16 protein-coding genes are annotated in these 15,520 nt (G+C 37.0%); 10 read left to right on the top strand and 6 right to left on the bottom strand.

What is annotated here, in order from left to right; translation table 11 throughout:
• Positions 1–21 precede the first annotated feature (21 nt).
• The 4 genes from MHH81_RS16120 to MHH81_RS16105 all read right to left on the bottom strand — a co-directional run bounded on the left by MHH81_RS16120 (position 22) and on the right by MHH81_RS16105 (position 2,259).
• A complete protein-coding gene (locus tag MHH81_RS16120) occupies positions 22–561 on the bottom strand; it encodes an HTH-type transcriptional regulator Hpr (RefSeq protein ID WP_340925291.1) in 540 nt (179 codons plus the stop codon).
• A gap of 143 nt (positions 562–704) precedes the next feature.
• A complete protein-coding gene (locus tag MHH81_RS16115) occupies positions 705–1,082 on the bottom strand; it encodes a YtxH domain-containing protein (protein ID WP_340923074.1) in 378 nt (125 codons plus the stop codon).
• Positions 1,083–1,188: 106 nt separating this feature from the next.
• Positions 1,189–1,713: a tryptophan transporter gene (locus MHH81_RS16110; protein WP_340923072.1), complete on the bottom strand. Its 525-nt coding sequence runs from the start codon at positions 1,711–1,713 to the stop codon at positions 1,189–1,191.
• 120 nt (positions 1,714–1,833) lie between these two features.
• Entirely contained in the window at positions 1,834–2,259 is a 426-nt protein-coding gene (locus tag MHH81_RS16105) for an HIT family protein (protein WP_340923069.1), read from the bottom strand.
• 246 nt (positions 2,260–2,505) lie between these two features.
• On the opposite strand from MHH81_RS16105, the gene MHH81_RS16100 reads away from it, so the two are divergent.
• The gene (locus tag MHH81_RS16100; RefSeq protein ID WP_340923067.1) at positions 2,506–3,255 is read left to right on the top strand and encodes an ABC transporter ATP-binding protein; all 750 of its coding nucleotides are present in this window, start codon (positions 2,506–2,508) and stop codon (positions 3,253–3,255) included.
• On the top strand, positions 3,239–4,435 hold the full coding sequence (locus MHH81_RS16095) for an ABC transporter permease (protein ID WP_340923064.1): 1,197 nt from the start codon (positions 3,239–3,241) through the stop codon (positions 4,433–4,435). Before MHH81_RS16100 ends, MHH81_RS16095 begins: the two co-directional genes overlap by 17 nt.
• Positions 4,436–4,781: 346 nt before the next feature.
• On the opposite strand, the gene MHH81_RS16090 is transcribed toward MHH81_RS16095, so the two are convergent.
• Both MHH81_RS16090 and MHH81_RS16085 read right to left on the bottom strand, forming a co-directional pair.
• Positions 4,782–5,951 carry a M20 metallopeptidase family protein gene (locus tag MHH81_RS16090; RefSeq protein ID WP_340923062.1) on the bottom strand — a complete coding sequence of 390 codons (1,170 nt, stop codon included), beginning with the start codon at positions 5,949–5,951 and terminating at the stop codon, positions 4,782–4,784.
• A 62-nt stretch (positions 5,952–6,013) separates the two neighbouring features.
• Complete coding sequence (locus tag MHH81_RS16085; RefSeq protein ID WP_340923060.1) at positions 6,014–6,505, bottom strand: antibiotic biosynthesis monooxygenase family protein; 492 nt, start codon at positions 6,503–6,505, stop codon at positions 6,014–6,016.
• Between the two features lie 203 nt (positions 6,506–6,708).
• Between MHH81_RS16085 and hemE the strand changes: the two genes are divergently transcribed.
• From hemE to MHH81_RS16045, 8 genes are all read left to right on the top strand, one after another.
• Positions 6,709–7,761, top strand: coding sequence for a uroporphyrinogen decarboxylase (hemE, locus tag MHH81_RS16080; protein WP_340923058.1), 1,053 nt, complete (start codon positions 6,709–6,711; stop codon positions 7,759–7,761).
• A gap of 21 nt (positions 7,762–7,782) precedes the next feature.
• Positions 7,783–8,712 carry a ferrochelatase gene (gene hemH, locus MHH81_RS16075; protein ID WP_340923056.1) on the top strand — a complete coding sequence of 310 codons (930 nt, stop codon included), beginning with the start codon at positions 7,783–7,785 and terminating at the stop codon, positions 8,710–8,712.
• Positions 8,713–9,005: 293 nt separating this feature from the next.
• Positions 9,006–9,944 carry a YncE family protein gene (locus MHH81_RS16070; RefSeq protein ID WP_340923053.1) on the top strand — a complete coding sequence of 313 codons (939 nt, stop codon included), beginning with the start codon at positions 9,006–9,008 and terminating at the stop codon, positions 9,942–9,944.
• A 5-nt stretch (positions 9,945–9,949) separates the two neighbouring features.
• The gene (locus MHH81_RS16065) at positions 9,950–10,615 is read left to right on the top strand and encodes a response regulator transcription factor (protein WP_340925289.1); all 666 of its coding nucleotides are present in this window, start codon (positions 9,950–9,952) and stop codon (positions 10,613–10,615) included.
• Positions 10,612–12,006 (top strand): sensor histidine kinase, encoded by a 1,395-nt coding sequence (locus tag MHH81_RS16060; RefSeq protein WP_340923050.1) that lies wholly within the window; start codon positions 10,612–10,614, stop codon positions 12,004–12,006. Before MHH81_RS16065 ends, MHH81_RS16060 begins: the two co-directional genes overlap by 4 nt.
• Entirely contained in the window at positions 12,003–12,458 is a 456-nt protein-coding gene (locus MHH81_RS16055) for a FixH family protein (RefSeq protein WP_340923048.1), read from the top strand. Before MHH81_RS16060 ends, MHH81_RS16055 begins: the two co-directional genes overlap by 4 nt.
• A 91-nt stretch (positions 12,459–12,549) precedes the next feature.
• Entirely contained in the window at positions 12,550–13,119 is a 570-nt protein-coding gene (locus MHH81_RS16050) for a TetR/AcrR family transcriptional regulator (RefSeq protein ID WP_340923047.1), read from the top strand.
• A gap of 66 nt (positions 13,120–13,185) precedes the next feature.
• Positions 13,186–15,375 carry a YhgE/Pip domain-containing protein gene (locus MHH81_RS16045; protein WP_340923045.1) on the top strand — a complete coding sequence of 730 codons (2,190 nt, stop codon included), beginning with the start codon at positions 13,186–13,188 and terminating at the stop codon, positions 15,373–15,375.
• Positions 15,376–15,520: the final 145 nt, after the last annotated feature.

Raw genomic sequence — 15,520 nt, 5'->3', positions numbered from 1 at the left:
AACGCTTTCATTGACCTAAACTCAATCATTAGGGGTAAAGGATTCATCGATATTTTTAATAGAGCGTTCAAAAATTTCCATAAAGTCGTCGCCATATATATTACGAATGACGGACATTACATCCAAAAATTCTGGGAATTTTCCATACAAATTTTTCATGGGAAGAGAACCTTCAATGACAAAATGGGGTGTTTCATGATAGTTTTCATACATTTCTTCCAGTAATACTTTACCTTTGTCAGTTACGTCAACATAAGTGTTACGTTTGTCTGTCTCTCTTTTGGAAAAGGAGAGTAGTCCTCGTTCCTCTAATTTCTTAGAAAAATTGAATGCAGTAGAAACATGCATTACACCAAACTTTGCAACATCAGATATTGTAGCTCCCTTCGAATGATAAGAAATCCATAAAATATGGTGTTCATTAATATTCAAATCATAAGGTTTTATCCAAGTTTGCCAATCTTTTTCTACTGCTTTCCAAAGAGCCTTGGAAATTTGTGCAATTCGCTGACTATAGAGCATTGCTTCCTTCATTGTATAAAACTGATCATTCATATAGATACCCCTCTTTCTGCATTCTAATCTTTCAAATATTATAGCAACAAAGTATATAAGTTGAAATAAAATATTCGAAAATATTATTTAAATTATAATGTTCTCAAAAAAAAGTATGCCTTAATCGGAAAGATTAAAGGCATACTTTTTTAATTGACTTCACCTGTTGTAACTTTCTTTGGAAGCGTCCGTTCTAGTTCCTCAATTGCTGTTTGTAGAGATGAAATTTCTGATTGTAGCTGTTGCTGAAGAGGATCAGTTTCACTTTTCCAAAGCTGTACACTTGCTTTAATATCTTCAACAGTACTAGGAATTACTTCTTTCGATTCTTTCGCTAAGTTACTAATCGACGCTTTGAGGTCTTGTAGGTGAATTTTAACATCTGAAAGCTTGTCCCGATATTCTGATGAGGTGGACTTTAAGGATGTCCGCAAATCATTACCAGATTTCGGTGTAGTCAGAAGTACAGCTGTAGCCCCAGAAAGTGCACCTATCGCGATTCCATATAATAATTGTGATACTTTCAAATAACTCACTCCTTTACTTAAATGTATTATTCCTTTTCTTCCACCTATTAAAACATATTATTCTATACAAAAAAAGCTTTCCTTCGAAAAGGAAAGCAAGTAATTTTTAATCTGTAAGTGCTGTCTCAAATTTCGATCTTTTAATGAGCTGTCCAATGATTGGATAGATGATAAAGAATGCTACACCATTAATCGCAATTGCTGGTAGAACTACTAAAGTAAATAACTCTCCGAATGCTTCACCTGCTCCAAATACAAAAATGGCAGTTGATAAAAATACTGTTCCAGATACAAGCGTTCCTACACATGTAAGTGCTACGGCAACCGGGATTTTGTTAGCAAATCTATTCAGTAACAGTACTAATCCAAAGAAAACGAATGCTGTGACTGATTTATCAATCACATTTGGTACAAATCCTCCAGGGAATGTAGAAAACAATCCAGAAATGACACCTGTAGATATTCCTAGTAAAAATACACTCTTTACATTAGGGAATAATAAAATTCCGATAAACATCATTGTTAACATAAAATCTGGTTTCATCCCACCATTAATACCTGGGATAATAATATAAAGTACTGCTCCTACCCCTATTAATAGGGACATTAATACTAAATTTTTTGTATTCAATTCTCATCTCTCCTCAGCTTTTCTAAGCTCTAATGTTTTGGATTCCTCTAACGTATCCTCTTGATCGTTAGCAAGAAACTTATAAATGATTGTAAGTCTTTAAAGCTATAAAAGCAATAGTTATTGATTTATCTTTTCTGATAGAACCTTCGCTAAGTCTTGGATCATAGCAGGTGTAAATGATTTTTCTTTTGTATTCCATGTTGCACGGAAGCCATCCGTTTGATCATAGCGAGGGATAAAGTGTAAATGGAAATGAAAAACACTTTGCCCAGCAGGTGCCCCATTATTATTTAATAGATTCATGCCTACAGGTCCGAATGTTTCTTTTAATGCAGTGGCAATTTTGGGAACAACTTTAAATAAATTGCTCGCTTCTTCTTCCGATAAGTCGTACACATTTTCTTTATGATTTTTTGGAATAACCAGCGCGTGGCCTTTTGTTAGGGGCATAATGTCCATAAAGGCGTATACATGCTCATCCTCATAAATCTTTGCACTTGGAATGGAACCGTCAATTATTTTGCAAAAAATACACTCACTCATATAAATACCTCCTATTCATTGTTAGGAAGAGTTTATCATATAATGGGACAGGTTTGTTTAACTTTATAGTGTTTACAAAGCAAGCTGTTAAAGTGAGAACCTTCGGCGGATGTCACAGACTTTGAAAGGAGTAAATTACCTTCACAATTCAAAATCTGGATGCAAATATGCCAAGTAGAATGTGTTTGAAAGAAGATTTTTCGTACAGGATTTGGTAAACTTATTGATAAGAAGTGAGGTGCAGGAATGACTGTATTAGAAGTAAAAGATGTAACAGGTGGATATACAAGAAAGCCGGTGTTACACGATCTAAATTTTTCCATCGGTAAAGGTGAGCTCGTTGGATTAATCGGGTTGAACGGAGCAGGGAAAAGTACAACTATTAAACATGTGATTGGAACAATGAATGCTGTAAAAGGGGAAATTCTGCTCAACGGGAAAACGTTGAAAGATGACCCAGCACTTTATCGCTCTTCTTTTTCCTATATACCAGAAACACCTGTTTTGTATGATGAGTTAACGTTAAAAGAGCATTTACAGCTTACTGCAATGGCATATAATTTAGAGGAATCGGTTTTTGAAGCTAGAAAAGAAGCTCTTTTAAAGGAGTTTCGTATGGAAAAAAGGTTGAATTGGTTCCCTGCACATTTCTCTAAGGGAATGCGTCAAAAAGTAATGATTATGTGTGCATTTTTAGTGAGTCCTTCCTTATATATAATTGATGAGCCCTTTGTTGGGTTAGATCCACTAGGAATACAATCGCTACTTGATCAGATGAAAGCGAGGAAGGACGAAGGGGCATCAGTCCTAATGTCCACACATATTTTATCAACCGCGGAAAGATATTGTGATCGCATCCTTCTTTTGCATAACGGGAAAATTCGTGCTCAAGGGACAATGGATGATCTTCGAGTAGCCTTTAAAATGCCACATGCAACGCTAGATGACCTATATATTGAGATGACGAAGGAACAACAAGATGAACAATTTGCGTGAAGTATGGAGTAAACGTTTTGTTTATTATATAAATGAGCTGCAGAAGTACTTAAAATATATTGTGTCTGGGCATATAGCACTTGTCCTTGTTTTTGTGATTGGTGCAGCAGGATATACGTATAGTGAATGGCTGAATACAGCTCCAAAGGATTTTCCCGCTTTTATTGTGGTGGCTTTCATTTTAAGTTTACTGCTAGCAATGAGCACACCGGTCACCTTGCTCAAAAATGCAGATAGTGTTTATTTTCTGCCACTAGAAACAAAGCTAGGGGAGTATTTAAAGCTTGCTCTCAGATGGACATATTTTTCTTCTATTTTTGTTTCACTTGCAGCTTTCATCGTTTCCATTCCATTGTTAACGAAAGTTGCGGGAGCTACGAAGAATGAAATAATATATTTCTTTTTGATTGTTTTAGTGTTGAAGTATTGGAGTATTCAAACTGAGTTTAATTATCGATGGGCATCTAGTGGTAGGGGGTTATGGGCAGATCGTTTTGTCCGATTTCTATTACTAATAGCGGCCTTATATTTCTTATTAAGTGCTAGCTATTTATTTTTAATAATCATTGGTATTTTACAAGGAATTTATATGAGTGTTTGGGCAAAGAGAAAGAAGGAAGTACCCTTTCCGTTCGATCATTTTATAGAGGTTGAACAGTCTCGTATGATGAGATTCTATCGATTCGCAAACTATTTTACGGATGTTCCCCATATTCGAGGGATGACGAAAAGAAGAAAATGGTTAGATGCTTTTTATAAGCTAGCTCCATATGAACAAAAGAACACACAACTGTATTTAGTAATGCGGACATTCATTCGTACAAACGATTATTTTTACTTATGGGTGAGACTGAGCTTTTTATCTGTTGTAGGGGCTATTTTTATTCCTTTTTCAATCGTTGCGATTATCTTTACAGGTGCACTTGCGTTTGCGACAGTTATACAGATAAAACATGCTCTACTATCCGGGCATGAATTCCGTATGGATTTACTATTTCCGATTGATCCAGAAGCTAGAAAGAGTGCAGTAAACAAGTTACTTCGCATCATTCAAGTTGTACAAGCGTTATTTGTTTTACTGGGAATACTGATTAAAGGGGAATATACTTTACTCATGATACTTGTACCAGTAATCGTATTTGTTATATCCGAACTAACGCTACGAATGAGTAAAAAATAGAGAAAAGGCTGTCGTATTTGACAGCCTTTTTGTTATGCTTCTAAGAACAACAACCTATTTAAGTATGAGTTAATTTCATAAATAGTACTTTGTCATTAAAATACGAACATTTACTGCTGTGTTGATTGAAGCGGCAGGCGGCGACTCCAGCGGGATGAGTGAGACAGATAAGACATCACAAACGACGCGTAGCGGCGGTGATGGCTTATCGCTCACCCCGCGGAAAGCGTCCGCCTATAGCCGAAATCAACTATACTTTATTCCGTGTAAAATATATATTCCTTTAGTATTGTTCGTGTTTTTTTATGTAAATTAGATTTATGAAATTGATTCAAGGATAATTTTTCTAATTTGTTTGGTATTTAATAGCGGCGGAACCTAATGTCTTCGCAGCAATGAGCATCGCGCGTTCATCGAAGTCGAACATTGGACTGTGATGAGGGAAAACTTCTCCTTCTGGCATTGCTCCAGTAAAGAAAAATGTTCCTGGAATGTTCTCTAAATAATATCCAAAATCTTCTCCAATCATATGAAGAATGGACTCTTGTACGTTCTCTACACCAGGAATTTCTTTAGCAACTGTCTCTAAAAATTCCGTTTCCGATTGATGGTTAAGGACAGGTGGATATCCTCTATCGTAACTAAGTGAATACGTACAGTCCGCTGTCATACAAGTTCCTTCAAGCACTCTCTTTAGTTCACGCTCCATTAAATCACGAACCTCTGCGTTAAAAGTTCGAACAGTTCCGGCAAGCTTCACCGAATCTGCAATTATATTAAAAGCATTATCTGCTACAAATGAACCTACAGATAAAACAGCAGCTTCTGTTGGGTTGACTCTTCTGGAAACCAGTTGTTGTAAGTTTACAACTAATTGAGATGCGATGACGATTGCATCCTTTGCTTGATGAGGATTAGCTCCGTGGCCGCCTCTACCTTGAATGGTTATTTCAAATCGGTCGGCGGCTGCCATGATTGGGCCAGATTTATATTCAATTGTTCCAAGAGGAGTTAGCGACCATAAATGAGTACCGAAAATTACGTCTACCCCTTCTAAACAGCCTGCTTCAATCATTGGCTTAGCTCCACCAGGCGCATATTCTTCGGCATGCTGATGAATAAATACATATTCCCCTGACAACTGTTCTTTCATTTCATTTAATGTTCGAGCTAAAATTAGTAGTGCTGCAGTATGTCCATCATGTCCACAAGCATGCATAACCCCAGCTACTGTAGACTTGTAAGAGACATCCTTTTCGTCTTGAATCGGTAGTGCATCAAAGTCTGCACGTAGAGCTACTGTTTTGCCTGGTAAATCACCTTTAACTCTTGCGACAACTCCATTTCCGCCTACATTTGCTTGAAAAGTAATTCCTAAATCTGTATAGAAGTCTTGTATATATTTTGCAGTCTTTGTTTCTTGAAAAGAAACTTCCGGATGCATATGTAAATAACGACGAATTGCTACCATGTCTTCAAAAGAACTCTCTAGTTTTTCTAATAACTTTCCAGTCATAAGTTAACCCCCATTATTTAATTTTTCACTCAATTATAACAGAAAAAAAGAAGCCAGTATCTTTAGGCTTCTTCTTCTGATTGTGCATGATAGTTCGAAACGTATGGTGCGCTTGTAAAGAGCTTTTGTTTATCTGCAACGTTGGTGAAGTCCAGAGTGACTGTTTTTGCCCAGACTTCGTAGCTGCTTGGTCCAGACCATTCCGTTAAAATAATATATGTGTCTGATTTAATCTGTTTTAAGACGCGCAGTGCGATAAATCCTGGTTCGTTTTCTATTGTTGGAGATAAGTTTGTATACTTAAATTCGAAAATGGGTTTCCCTTCTTCGGAGACCGGGATATGGTGCAGGACGAAATAACCTTTTTCAGAAATTTGCCCTAGTGATTCTAGTATTTCATACTTTCGTGGTACTTGGAAAACAGTTTTGTTATCTGTTTCATGAATCAGTAAGGAGTTTCCTGTTCCATGTAAGATAAATATATGATCATGGGGATGCTTCTTTTTTATAGATTGCATAAATTCAGGTGTTCCAGATGTCATATAAAAATTCATACGATTACCTCCAATTATGTTTTATGCTTATACTTTTCCCATAAATGCAAATTAAAAAACGCATTGTCTAACTAAGATTTAGAAAACAGAACAAATTTATGACAATTACAGTATATAACTATACAATAAGAAAAAGAACGACTATAGTTGAAACGTATATTTGAAAACAGTACGGTTAAATAGAAGAAAGGCAGGAATTTTGAATGACTACTTTTAATGATACACTTCTTCGTGCAGCGCGTGGAGAACAAGTGGAGCATACTCCAGTATGGTACATGAGGCAAGCGGGAAGATCCCAACCTGAGTACAGAAAAATAAAAGAAAAATATTCTTTAGAGCAAATTACACATGAGCCAGAACTATGTGCGTATGTAACACGCTTACCTGTTGAAAATTATAATGTAGATGCGGCAATACTATACAAAGACATTGTTACTCCTTTACCTGGCATTGGGGTTGATGTAAAAATTAAATCGGGTGTTGGTCCAGTGATTGATAATCCAATCCGTACCGTACAAGATGTAGCCAACTTAGGAGACTTATCTCCAGAAGACGATGTTCCATTTGTATTAGAAACAATTAAATTACTCACAACGGAACAATTAAATGTTCCTTTAATCGGATTTGCAGGGGCTCCATTTACACTTGCAAGTTATATGATTGAAGGAGGTCCTTCAAAGAGCTATAACAAAACGAAAGCATTTATGGTTTCTGAACCACAAGCATGGTTAGCATTAATGGACAAGCTTGCCGATATGATTATTGTTTATATCAAAGCACAAGTAAAAGCAGGGGCGAAAGCAATTCAAATCTTCGACTCTTGGGTTGGTGCTTTAAACGTAGCAGATTATCGTATTTTCATTAAACCAGTAATGACACGTATTTTCACAGAGCTTCGTGAAACTGGGGTACCACTAATTACGTTTGGTGTTGGTGCTAGTCATTTAGCAATGGAATGGCATGACCTACCTGTTGATGTAGTCGGAATTGACTGGCGTTTATCCATCGAGGAAGCTCGAGCTAAAGGATTGACAAAACCACTTATGGGTAACTTAGATCCATCTTATTTAATTGGAGATTGGGCAGAAATTGAAAAACGTGCAAAACTAATTTTGGAGCAAGGGGTAGCGCAACCAGGTCATATCTTTAACCTTGGACATGGTGTATTCCCAGAAGTGAATCCAGATACATTAAAACGTTTAACAACTTTTGTACATGAATATAGTAAAGAACTTATCGCAGCAAAATCTAACTAAAATTTTTTTGAGGTGAATACGATGAAAAAAACAATGGGTTTATTAGTAATGGCATATGGAACACCTTATGAAGAAGCCGATATTGAACGCTATTACACGCATATTCGATATGGTCGTAAGCCAAGCGATGAACAGTTAGCAGATTTGACGGGTCGTTATCAAGCAATCGGAGGTATTTCTCCACTTGCTAAAATTACGAAAAACCAAGCACAAGGTCTTTGTGATCGTTTGAATGAAGTGCAAGATGAAATCGATTTTAAGCTGTACATTGGGTTAAAACATATCGAGCCGTTCTTAGAGGACGCTGTTGCTGAAATGCATAAAGATGGCATTACAGAAGCTGTTTCTATGGTATTAGCGCCACACTTCTCGACATTCTCCATTAAATCGTATAACGGACGTATTCAAGAGGAAGCCGAAAAACTAGGTAATTTGAAAATTACTTCTGTAGAAAGTTGGTACGATGAACCAAAATTCATCCAATATTGGAGCGAAAAAGTAAGCGCTGCATTTGCGGAAATGACAGAAGAACAGCGTGAAAAAGCTTGTTTAATAGTATCCGCTCACTCTCTTCCAGAAAAGATTAAAGAGTTTGGAGATCCATATCCAGATCAGTTACAAGAAACTGCTGATTTAATCGCAAAAGCGGCGGGTGTGAAAAATTATGCTGTGGGCTGGCAAAGTGCTGGACAAACTCCAGAACCTTGGATTGGACCAGATGTACAGGATTTAACACATGAATTACACAAAGAAAAAGGCTACACAACATTCGTTTATACTCCAGTTGGCTTCGTAGCAGAGCATTTAGAAGTTCTTTACGATAACGACTATGAGTGTAAAGTAGTTTGTGACGAAATTGGTGCTACATACGTACGCCCAGCAATGCCGAACGATCAACCCCAATTTATAGATGCCATGGCAGATGTAGTATTAAAACTTTTGCGTGCTTAATCGAATTCTAGCTAGAAAGTTCCAACTTGCCGGCTCTTCCTACGAGGGAACAGGCTTGTCAGATTGTATTGATTAGGGTATTGCAGCAATGCAGGCTGTATTAAAAGATTTGAAATTATGATGATAAATAGTTGCTCTAAAAGTTCATTCACTTTGGCTTTTGGAGCAACTTTTTTTATAGAAAGTATTCTTTTCTGATAACATTTTCATCATGCCAGAAGATTTCAGTTTTATTATGTCTTCAAACTTTTTTCACATTTTTCCAGTAAAATGGAGCTCTAGGAGGTGGATTGTTGGGAAAGCTAAAAGTGATGTTACTCCTATTTTTACTTGGAGGATGTGAGCAAACTTCCTTTGAATCAATTGATCCATCCATTCCTTTTGTTGCAAGTTTGAACACAGTGGACAGAACGATTGATTTTATCTCGACAGAGCAAAAAATTATACAAACTTGGGAACTGGATGCAGCTTATACAGGGTTTACTTTAGTGACAAATGATCTTTTACTTGTATACGGATATACGCTAGAGGAAGCAAATCTTATTCAGCTATCCACCGGAAAGAGTATTGCTACACTAAAGGTAGAAGAAGGAACCACGTATGCGTATGCTTATAATGAAAATATTTATATAGCAAATGGAAAAGAAAATTCGGTAACTCTTTTTAATAAAAACGGAAAAAAACTAGCAGAATCACCTGCAGGTAATTATCCAATGTCGATGATCTCTGATGGGGAAAAATTGTATGTAGTTAATTTTAAAGATGAGATTCTTTCTGTCTTTTCGCTAGATTTAACAGAGGTAGCAGAATGGGGAATTCCAAGTTCCTCCCATGGGCTTCTAATAAATGATAGTGAATTGTGGCTAGGAGGTCACGGAGCTGGAAGCAGTCCTAATCGAGTAATTAGTCGATTCAACCTTGAAACCGGAGAACAAATAGGAGAAGTGGAAGCCCCAATAATGCCCATTAATATGGTGAAAGCTTTGAATGGAAGTATTTTTGCAGTCAGTCATGGGAACAGTTCGGTTTATGAAATTTCTAAAAAAGGAGAAATACTTTCTTCTATAAAAGTAGGAGCAAATCCATTTTCCATAGTAGCATTTGAAAATAGCGTTGTTTTAGCAGGTTACGATGATCAGGTAATTTACTTTATTGAATCTGGGAAAGTAACGAATAAAGTACAAGTGGGCAAAGGTCCATTTCAGCTAATTGTAAGGGAGGCAAGCAATTGAAAACAATTTTAGTAGTAGATGATGAACGAGATATGCGACAACTAGTTGAGTTACATTTGCTTAAATCTGGTTTTGAAGTCTTGCAGGCTGAAAATGGAGAGATTGCTCTTGAGATTGTCCGCACTACGAATGTGGACTTAGTAATTCTAGATGTTATGATGCCCGGGAAAAATGGATTTGAAGTCTGCGAAGAAATGAGGAAATTCTCTTCCGTTCCAATTATATTTTTAACAGCTTTAGACGCAAAAACAGATTTAGTGAAAGGTTTAATGCTTGGTGGAGATGACTATGTTAGTAAGCCTTTTACGGCAATAGAGTTAACTGCTAGGATGGATGCTATCTTTAGAAGACTAGGTGCTATGACGGAGAATGAGACTCTTACAAAAGGAATTATAGTAAATGATCCAACTGCCAGACAAATTACAGTAGGTGGAAAGAGGCTTTCCCTAACATTAAAGGAGTATGAACTTATTCATTTGTTTATGAGTTATGAAGGCAAGGTTTTTTCAAGGGAACAACTGCTTGAACGACTATGGGGGTTAGATTACGAAGGTGGAACTCGCACAGTAGATACACATATTAAGACGCTTCGATTAAAGCTTGGGCCAATAGCTGGCAAATATATTGAAACTGTTTGGGGCATTGGCTATCGTTTTGAGGCAAGGAAATGAAGAAGCTTTCCGTAAAAATTTGGACGTTGCTTCTAGTATTTATAACGACGACAATTGTTTTCATAGTGATCTTTACAGATTTTTTGTATGAAGAACTTTATGTACAAGATACGGAAGCTTCCATGATGGAAATTGCAGAAAATCTACAGCGTACATATAATGGTGGGGTTGTCACGAATGATTTTATTAAACAATCAGAGGATTATAATCGCTTTTCAGATGTGGAAGTATTTACCGTTCGAAATCCGAGAGAACTAAGTGCTTGTTTACCTTTTGATATAGACTATGAATCGTTAATTGGAGCAGAGGAACGAGCGCAATTAATTGATGGAAACGCGGTAACGAAGCGGGGATATGAAAACAGGTTTGACCGAGAAGTGGTGTCGGTTATTTATCCGCTTGTTGATGAGAATCGTTTAGAAGGAATTATTTATTTGTATGTACCCTTAACTAAAATGACGGAAATGGCTTCTCGAGATGCATTGTTTTTAATACTAATCGTGTCCTTCTTGTTGATTGTAATGGCTTTTATTAGCTTAAAAAGCTTAGAAAGAGTGTTGACTCCGTTAGCAAAATTAAAAGAAGCAGCCATCTCTATGGCTGCAGGGAAGTATGATACGCGTGTAAACGTGGAGTCTTCGGACGAAATCGGAGAGCTTGCAAAAACCTTTAACCAAATGGCAAAGTCCATTCAACAAGAGGATGAAAAAAAACGAGACTTCTTATCTATTGTTTCTCATGAGCTTCGAACACCCATCAGTTATATAAAAGGATACGGGGAGGCATTTGAGCAGCAACTTGTAACGGAAGAGAAAAAGGCCGAAATTTATTCGCTTATTGTTCGAGAAGCAAATCGAATGCAAAAACTAACGGATGACTTGCTCCAAGTTGCAAGATCAGAGAATATCGAAGACGTAGAAATTGCACCACTCGTGTTATCGGAAACTATCCGTGAAGTGCTACAGCTGGTTAAGCCAGTTGCAGATGAAAAAGGAATTGCTTTTACTGTTAAAGTAGATGAAGAAACGATTCTATCTGCTGACGAACTTAGAGTAAAGCAGATATTTATAAATATATTAGAAAATGCAATCCGGTATTCTCCAAAGGCGTCTAACATATTAATTGCAAATAAAACAACACAAACAGAAACTACCATTCATATTACGGATGAAGGATGCGGGATTGAAGAAGAATATTTGCCGCATATTACAGAACGTTTTTACCGAGTGAATAAAGCAAGGAGTCGTTCGGACGGTGGAACTGGGCTTGGTCTCTCTATTGCATCTCAGCTGATAGATGTACAGAAGGGTAGACTCGCCTTTACAAGTGAAGTGGGAAAAGGAACAACAGTCCATATTACATTACCAATTTGGGAGGATACATTAGAATGAAAAAGACAATAGTAGCACTTGCATTAGCAACAATGACACTAGTAGGATGTCAAGAGGAAGAAGCAACCCATACAAATCATAATGAAGGGACGCTTGAGGAAGTTGTTGTAGAAATTCAAACCGCAGAAGAGTTACCAGTTGGTGAAGTTACATTATCCGCAAAAGTAACACAAGGAGACCAGGCTGTCGATGATGCAGATTCAGTAGAATTCGAAGTGTGGGAATCAGGTAAGCGTGATGAAGGAACGAAGATAGATGCTAATTTAACCGAAGATGGAGTATATGAAGCAAACTATGCTTTCGATCACGATGGAGTATATTATATGTTTGCCCATACTACTGCTAGAGGACTTCATGTGATGCCAAAACAAGAGTTAAAAGTTGGAAGTCCTGATATGAGTAAGGTCATCCTAGATGAGAGTGATAATTCGATGAGTGAAGGTCATCACTAAAAACTTGCAAAATAAATAGTCTAGGTGTATTATAATGACTAGTTGACCGTATCGGTTTTCTGGTCATTTTTTTTTTTAGGAGGGAAAACAAATGGATCGTAAGCAGGAAATACTGTTAGCTGCAACAAGGTCTTTCTCGCTTTTTGGATATAAAGCTACAACGATGGAGCAAATAGCTAAAATTGCAAATGTCGGAAAAGGAACGATTTATACATTTTTTGAAAACAAGGAAGTTCTGTTTCAGGAAATCGTCCTTCGAATGATCGCAGAAATGAAACAAGAAGCAGTAAATGTTATTAAAGAGGATGTTTCATTTCAAGAAAATGCTCATGCTGCAGTGATGAAAATGTTAGAGTTCCGAGAAACACATCAGTTGTTTGCAAAAATAATTGATGAAGAACAAGAGTGGAAAACACCAACTGTCAAACAAGTGATAGGTCAAGTGGAACAAGCGATTGTCTCTTTTGTAAAAGAAAAAATAGATAAGTATATTGATAAAGGTGAAATTCGACAAGTTAATAGTGAACTTGTTGCATACTTACTGTTAAAGGCGTATATTGCCTTCGTTAATGATTGGAACTCAACACACAAGCAATCATTATCCGAAAAAGAAATAGCTAACTTTTTTCAAGATACCATTTTTCGTAGTCTCATCATCTGAGACTCCTTTTTTTGAATTTAAATGACCAGATGAATAAAGTGGTCAAATAGTACTGGAGGATATAAAATGATAAAATCAGAGTGGAAAAGTATTTTTACAAATCGAAAATTATTAATCCCCTTCATAGCTGTGTTATTTATCCCTGTTATGTATGCTGGGATGTTCTTATGGGCTTTTTGGGATCCATATGCTAATTTAAAAGATTTACCGGTAGCAGTTCTGAACTCGGATGAAGGTGTAGAGGTTAGTGGAACGGAGGTTTTAATAGGGGAAGAGTTAACAAATAACTTAATAGAAAGTGAGCAATTTAATTTTATATCGGTTACAAAGGAAGAAGCTGAAAAAGGGTTATTAGATGAAGATTATTATTTATTAATCGAGATTCCAAAGAACTTCTCTCAAAATGCAACAACCCTTTTAGATGATAATCCTCAAAAAATGGTTCTTACGTATAAGCCAAATGAAGGATACAACTTTTTGTCCTCTCAAATCGGTGAAAGTGCGATGGATCGTATTAGTGCACAAGTGAACGAACAAGTTACTTCTACTTATGCAGAGATATTATTCGAATCTATTACTAAATTAGGTGATGGTTTTGCAGAAGCAGCAGACGGTGCCGGTCAGTTAACAGATGGAGTATCTAAGGCTAATGACGGAGCAGCAGATTTAAAAGAATATTTGGAGCAATTAGCGAGTAGTACAATTGAACTTCAAGATGGAACTAAAACAGTATCTGACGGTATACAATCAGCAGCAAGTGGTTCATCGGATTTAAAGAGTGGACTATCTTCACTTTCTGATGGTTCAACGCAACTAACAGATGGGGTTAGTAAATCTGCAACAGGAGCAGAAACGTTAAATAGTGGGATTAAAGAATATACGGCTGGTGTGGCACAATTAAATGAAAGCTACCAGTTACTTGGAGAAAAAGAAAAAGCACTAGTCGACTCATTAGCTAAGCTACAAAGTAGTTCTGCTACATTAAATGACAGTGCAAATCAGTTATCGCAAGGATCTGCAGGCGTAACTGCTGGAATAACGGCACTTTCAGAACAACTAGCACAGCTAACGGCATCTTTACCTGCTGAACAAGCAGCCGCTATTAAAGAAACATTGAAACAATTAGAAACAGGGAGTTCCACTGTATCAGCTGGTTTAGAAAAGCTATCTGGTGGAACGGCAGCCCTATCTACTGGTACAACTCAAGTGAGTGATGGAGCAGCTCAACTTAACGCTAAGTATTCAGAAGCACAACAAGGCGTTGCAAAATTAAATGAATCATCCGCTAAATTAGTGGAAGGTTCTTCTAGTCTAATGGAGGGTTCAAATACATTAGCAGTAAAAATGAACGAATTTAATGCTGGAATTAAACAAGCTTATGCTGGTTCTTCTAGTTTAGTGGATGGATTGAATCAATTAGCATCTGGATCGACTCAGTTGAAAGATGGTACAAGTACACTAGCAGAAAAATCTGGAGAGTTAGCAGCAGGATCTAGCGAATTGGCTGAAGGTACAAAACAGCTAGTAGATGGATCGGGAACATTGCAATCTAGCTTGAAAGATGCAAGTGAGCAGTCTAGTGAAGTTTCTGCTACAGATGAAACTTACGATATGGTAGCTTCTCCAGTAGATGTAGAAGTGGAGCAAGTGAACAAAGTTCCGAACTATGGTACAGGATTTACTCCTTATTTCTTATCACTTGGCTTATTTGTAGGAGCTTTAATGATTTCAATTGTCTTCCCATTTGTACAACCAGTAATTAAACCAACAAGTGGAGTTTCATGGTTTACAAGTAAAGTAACTGTTCTTGCTGTAGCAGGGTCTATACAGTCAATTTTAGTTGTAATGATTGCATTGTTTGCATTGAAAGTTGAAACGCAAAGTGTAGGGTTATTTATCCTATCTACGTTTATTACAAGCTTTACATTCTTAGCATTAATACAATTTTTCGTTTCAGTCTTAGGAGATGCAGGACGATTCGTGGCAATCGTTGTACTAATTCTTCAATTAACAACAAGTGCTGGAACATTCCCGTTAGAAATGATTCCACAACCATTGCAATTCTTTAACAAAATATTGCCGATGACATACTCCGTTCAAAGCTTTAAAGCTTCTATTTCAACTGGAGATATGGGGCAATTCTTGCATAGCAATGGAATATTGATTGGCTTTATGATGACGTTCCTTTTATTAACATTAGGTTACTTCCTGTTAGTATTTAAAAAGCGTCACTCCAAACAAACAACAGAAGCATAAAAATCAAGGGGGCCGTCTCTAAAGTCATCTAGTGACTGAGAGATGGTCCCTTTTCCAATGTATTGATTTCCGTTCCAGACGGACGCTTTCCGCGGACATGGCTTCAGTCTTCTCAGGCCAACATGATGTTGGTCACAAAGGCGTT

It is taken from the genome of Psychrobacillus sp. FSL H8-0484 (genome assembly GCF_038005325.1).
Taxonomy (GTDB): Bacteria; Bacillota; Bacilli; order Bacillales_A; family Planococcaceae; genus Psychrobacillus.
This window is presented reverse-complemented; position numbering and strand designations above follow the sequence as displayed.

Excerpts from the sequence above, each read along its gene's own strand:
- MHH81_RS16105 (WP_340923069.1), bottom strand. The coding sequence starts at position 2,259 with ATGAGTGAGTGTATTTTTTGCAAAATAATTGACGGTTCCATTCCAAGT.
- MHH81_RS16100 (WP_340923067.1), top strand. The coding sequence starts at position 2,506 with ATGACTGTATTAGAAGTAAAAGATGTAACAGGTGGATATACAAGAAAG.
- MHH81_RS16095 (WP_340923064.1), top strand. The coding sequence starts at position 3,239 with ATGAACAATTTGCGTGAAGTATGGAGTAAACGTTTTGTTTATTATATA.
- MHH81_RS16090 (WP_340923062.1), bottom strand. The coding sequence starts at position 5,951 with ATGACTGGAAAGTTATTAGAAAAACTAGAGAGTTCTTTTGAAGACATG.
- MHH81_RS16085 (WP_340923060.1), bottom strand. The coding sequence starts at position 6,505 with ATGAATTTTTATATGACATCTGGAACACCTGAATTTATGCAATCTATA.
- hemE (WP_340923058.1), top strand. The coding sequence starts at position 6,709 with ATGACTACTTTTAATGATACACTTCTTCGTGCAGCGCGTGGAGAACAA.
- hemH (WP_340923056.1), top strand. The coding sequence starts at position 7,783 with ATGAAAAAAACAATGGGTTTATTAGTAATGGCATATGGAACACCTTAT.
- MHH81_RS16060 (WP_340923050.1), top strand. The coding sequence starts at position 10,612 with ATGAAGAAGCTTTCCGTAAAAATTTGGACGTTGCTTCTAGTATTTATA.
- MHH81_RS16055 (WP_340923048.1), top strand. The coding sequence starts at position 12,003 with ATGAAAAAGACAATAGTAGCACTTGCATTAGCAACAATGACACTAGTA.
- MHH81_RS16050 (WP_340923047.1), top strand. The coding sequence starts at position 12,550 with ATGGATCGTAAGCAGGAAATACTGTTAGCTGCAACAAGGTCTTTCTCG.
- MHH81_RS16045 (WP_340923045.1), top strand. The coding sequence starts at position 13,186 with ATGATAAAATCAGAGTGGAAAAGTATTTTTACAAATCGAAAATTATTA.